The sequence below is a fragment of the Clostridium sp. genome, assembly GCF_036781005.1.
Taxonomy (GTDB): domain Bacteria; phylum Bacillota; class Clostridia; order Clostridiales; family Clostridiaceae; genus Clostridium_B.
The window spans coordinates 1-4,155 of record NZ_DAIQBT010000076.1 but is presented as its reverse complement, the minus strand read 5'-3'; the positions used below and the strand labels follow the sequence as shown (position 1 = coordinate 4,155).

The window sequence follows — 4,155 nt, the reverse complement described above, 5'->3', positions numbered from 1 at the left end:
AATATTATCATGTATTGGATATAAGAAATTAGATCTATTAGAAGCACCAACTTCTACTGGCACCCCATTTTTTAGTTTTATTACTTTTTTTCAAAAAGTTGATATATAAATATTATTCATGATGCTTTATCTTTGATATTAAATTGACGAAAGAAACAGGTAAGTATCTCCTTATTTTATTTTTAAATCGAGCTGAACTACTTTGCCAAGAAGCGGAATATAAATGAATTGAGTAAGTGTTATCAGTTATGTTAGTTTTACCCGAAGTAAAATTAAATGGACAAAGATAATCCTCTGGGTATACAGTTAATCCCTTTATTACAGCTAATTTTCCATCTCCTGTTAGGCCATGCTTTTTCAAAATTTTAGTAACTCTCTCCACTACAGTCATTTGATTTATATTTCCATCATCATAAAGGAAATGTTGGGATTCATAGTAATCTAAAATTTCTTTAAATATTTTCATATGCGGTTCTGCTGCCATTCCTAATCCTGTGTTCACCAAAAACTCATGATTAGGATTTAACTTATCAATATTACAATAAGCTTCATAACCCATATATGGACCTTTATTAACAAGATCATCTATACTTTTTATTAGTTGAACATCCGTATCAAGATAAATTCCGCCATGTTCATATAAGATCTTAAATCGAGCATAATCACTTACAAATGCCCATTTTTTTACTTTATATGCTTCTTCTACATAATCACAACAATTAGTATCAAAATTTGATTCATTCCACTGCACAATATGATAATCTGGACAATATTTTTTCCAGGAATCAATACATTTCTTAGTTCGTTTATCAAGAGGATTATTTCCAAACCAACAGTAATTTATAACCTTGGGTATCATTATCAATCTCCTATTAACTACCTATTTAAAAACGAAATATACGGTATAGCTCGATACCAATTTCCAATAAATACAATGTATATGGTATATGAGCCTACAAGTAAATATGTCATTATCTCAGGAATTATCTTAGTTTGAGGATTCATATTCTTGAACATATCTGGAACTATGAAAATTAAAGAAGCTAGACAATAGAGTACATATCTTGAAATATATGGAACAAATGCACTTAATATTGAAAACATAAAGCCCAAATAGATCAACCAAATATCTAATTTAGAATTATCATTTTTTTTGACAAAAAAGATATATATAAGCAGTATTCCGCCGGTAATAATCGAATAAGCAAGTACTGTTCCTCTACCAGCATCTAAGTAATCTGTATATTTATTATAAATACTACTTGTATTAACAAAATTAAGTACAAGTTGGTTCAGCTGATTTCTAAGTAAAAATACTATAAAGAATACTAAAAATAATATTTTTTTATTTATTTTAAATTTACTTAAAAAATATAACGGAAATAATAACCATACACTCATATGAAAAAGGCTAGCCAAAAATATACAAGCTAAATATTTCCAAAACTTATTTTCTTTAATATATGGCATAGCGTAAATAAAAATAGCAGCAGCCAATTCTTGCCGAACTGTATTTGTTGAATCAAAATAAAAAGCAGATAAAAATATCATTGATAATGATACTGTTAACATACTAGAATTTCGATATATTGCTAACAATACAATAACAAAAGTAAGGACAGAAGCTGCAAAAAGCTCCCATACATAATCATCAGTAAATGATGCCACAAATTTGGTTAATAAATAGTAACCATATTCAAGATTAGGTAATGGTATGCCATTTTTTACATCATAAAATAATGCTTGATACGTCCCACTATAATCGGCGCCAAAACCGTATCTAAATGAATGAACCAAGACCATCGGTAATACTATTAAAATATAAAGAAAAAATCTTTTAATAGAGTCATAACTTAAAGCATTAAAATTATGTGTTAAAAATCTTCTTTTATAAAGATCAGAATTTTCAAAAATATATCCTGCACCAATTGTATAAATGAATAATATAATATAAATCATAAAGTTTTTCTGTTTTTAATATTTTTATAGATAAATTTATAGATATAAAAAGTATGAGTAAATAACCACATCTGAATTTTTCTTATTCTAGATAAATGATTACTGCTAAATATAATATTCGAATCTGAACTAATATGTTGATGAACTTTTTTTATTATCTTTTTATTATTAACATTAGCACGTAACATCATGTTTACAAATACTAGTTCCCAAATATCACGCTCTAATTTGGCATTTTCTTTTATATCAGGATACTTATTAATAATAAAACTATATTCTTCATGAATGCCATCATATAGATCGTATGACCTAATAGAAAAAGAGGAATGCCCAATAGAAGTAGATCTCTGATAATAATGGTAAAGTGGAACTTTATCAAAAACTATTTTATTTGCCAAATCCAATAATTTATAGGTCGTATATTGATCTTCATGTAATTTTCCCTCAGGGCATCGAATATTCTTCCACAGAATAGTTTTATACAGCTTTCCCCATACAGTCACACCTAATCCGTCATGTAACAAAAAAGTACCCAAGGCTTGCTTACTATCCATGACTTCAACATTCACATCTTTTCCAAAATATGAATGTTCTTTTCCTTGTTCTGGGGAAATATAATATCCTACAACACTAATATCTGCATTTGCTTTTACTAAATTTTTATATAATATCTCAATAAAATTTTTATCAACCCAGTCATCGCTATCAATAAAGGTTACATACTCTCCTTTTACTAAAGGTAAAGCAGCATTTCTAGCACTTGATAAACCATTATTAATTTTATGAATAACGCTGACTCGCTTATCGGATTTAAAAGAATCACATAACTTTCCAGAACTATCTGTAGAGCCATCATCTACCAAAATAATTTGAAGTTTTTTATAAGTTTGATTAAGTATGCTATTAACACATCTAAATAAATATTTTTCAACATTGTATACAGGTACAACTATAGTAATTAAACTTTCCCTCTTTATCATTAATTTCCCTCATAATTAGAATAATATTTTCCTAATTGATTATTATTTGCGTCTCTTATTCCTTGCCTAAATGATTTTAAATATGTTTGTTTATGATCAAATAAAAGAATTATTTTTAAGAACTTAACAAATAAATTAGCATAGAGTGGTTTGCTGTGATATTTTCTAGCTGTCCAGAGGAGATTTCTTACTTGATAATAATATCTAATTGGTGATGCACTTCCATATTTTAATTTGAAAGGGCCAAATCCTATTACCTTTGTAATTGCTGGTTGATGTTTTAATACAGCATTATTCAATCTTATCAAATTTAAGTGAGCTTCTTTCATTCGAAGAAAGAATTCCCAATCAACAACATCTAGAAAAAGTTTCTCATTAAACAAACCTATTTTATTAAATGTTTTTCTTTTAAAAAGAGTTCCTGATTGCATAGATAATAAAACTTTTTCATAACCTTCAGCACTAACAATATGATTTCGATCAGTATCATATTGTGGTGTTAGAGCACCCAAATCACTAGAATCCATTTTATTAAGAAAACTAATATAAGCATCTATAAGATTTTCTGAAATAATACTGTCTTGATCCATCGTTAAAATATAGGGCTCATCAGAGTTTTCAATCCCAACATTGATTGCTTTTGCAATTCCTGTATTAGCTTTTAAAGGAATATATTTAGCATTCAAAATTTTAGCAAAAATATCATTATTATCTTTTTCAGAATTATCTACCAATACTATTCGATTAAAAAGATGGCAATATTCTTTTATATTATTAATAACTTGCTTATCAGGGTTGTATAAAACAACTATACAAACAATGTCCTTCTTCGAAACCATATTATTCTTTTTACCAATCCAAAATACTACTAATTGTTCTCATAATTTTTATATAAATTCATACTTTCATTTGCTAAACGTTTACCGTCAAACTTATTATTAACGTATTGCAAAGCATTTTTTGTAATTTTATTACTTTCTCCAAAATTGTCATGCAAGGTTATCGTTTCATTTGCTGATTGACGATAATTATCTTTTTTTACTAATAACCCATTTTTATCATTCTGAATAATATTAGGAATAGCATCCACATTAGTAGCTACAATAGGAACACCACAAGCCATATATTCTGGAAGCACTAACCCGAAACCTTCCCAACGAGATAAAAGCATCCCAACATCCATAATTTTCATGTAAGCTATAGGATTATCTACCCA

5 protein-coding genes are annotated in these 4,155 nt (G+C 27.6%); all 5 read right to left on the bottom strand.

Going from position 1 to position 4,155, the window contains the following annotated elements; genetic code table 11:
• Nucleotides 1-112: 112 nt before the first annotated feature.
• Complete coding sequence (locus V7Q02_RS15840; protein WP_333862049.1) at nt 113-859, bottom strand: glycosyltransferase family 32 protein; 747 nt, start codon at nt 857-859, stop codon at nt 113-115.
• Between the two features lie 17 nt (nt 860-876).
• Nucleotides 877-1,959, bottom strand: a complete 1,083-nt coding sequence (locus V7Q02_RS15835; protein ID WP_333862048.1) for an EpsG family protein — start codon at nt 1,957-1,959, stop codon at nt 877-879.
• Complete coding sequence (locus V7Q02_RS15830) at nt 1,956-2,939, bottom strand: glycosyltransferase family 2 protein (protein WP_333862047.1); 984 nt, start codon at nt 2,937-2,939, stop codon at nt 1,956-1,958. Before V7Q02_RS15830 ends, V7Q02_RS15835 begins: the two co-directional genes overlap by 4 nt.
• On the bottom strand, nt 2,939-3,778 hold the full coding sequence (locus V7Q02_RS15825) for a glycosyltransferase (RefSeq protein ID WP_333862046.1): 840 nt from the start codon (nt 3,776-3,778) through the stop codon (nt 2,939-2,941). Before V7Q02_RS15825 ends, V7Q02_RS15830 begins: the two co-directional genes overlap by 1 nt.
• 29 nt (nt 3,779-3,807) lie before the next feature.
• Nucleotides 3,808-4,155: glycosyltransferase (locus V7Q02_RS15820; protein WP_333862045.1), on the bottom strand; the 348-nt coding region annotated here is incomplete at its 5' end.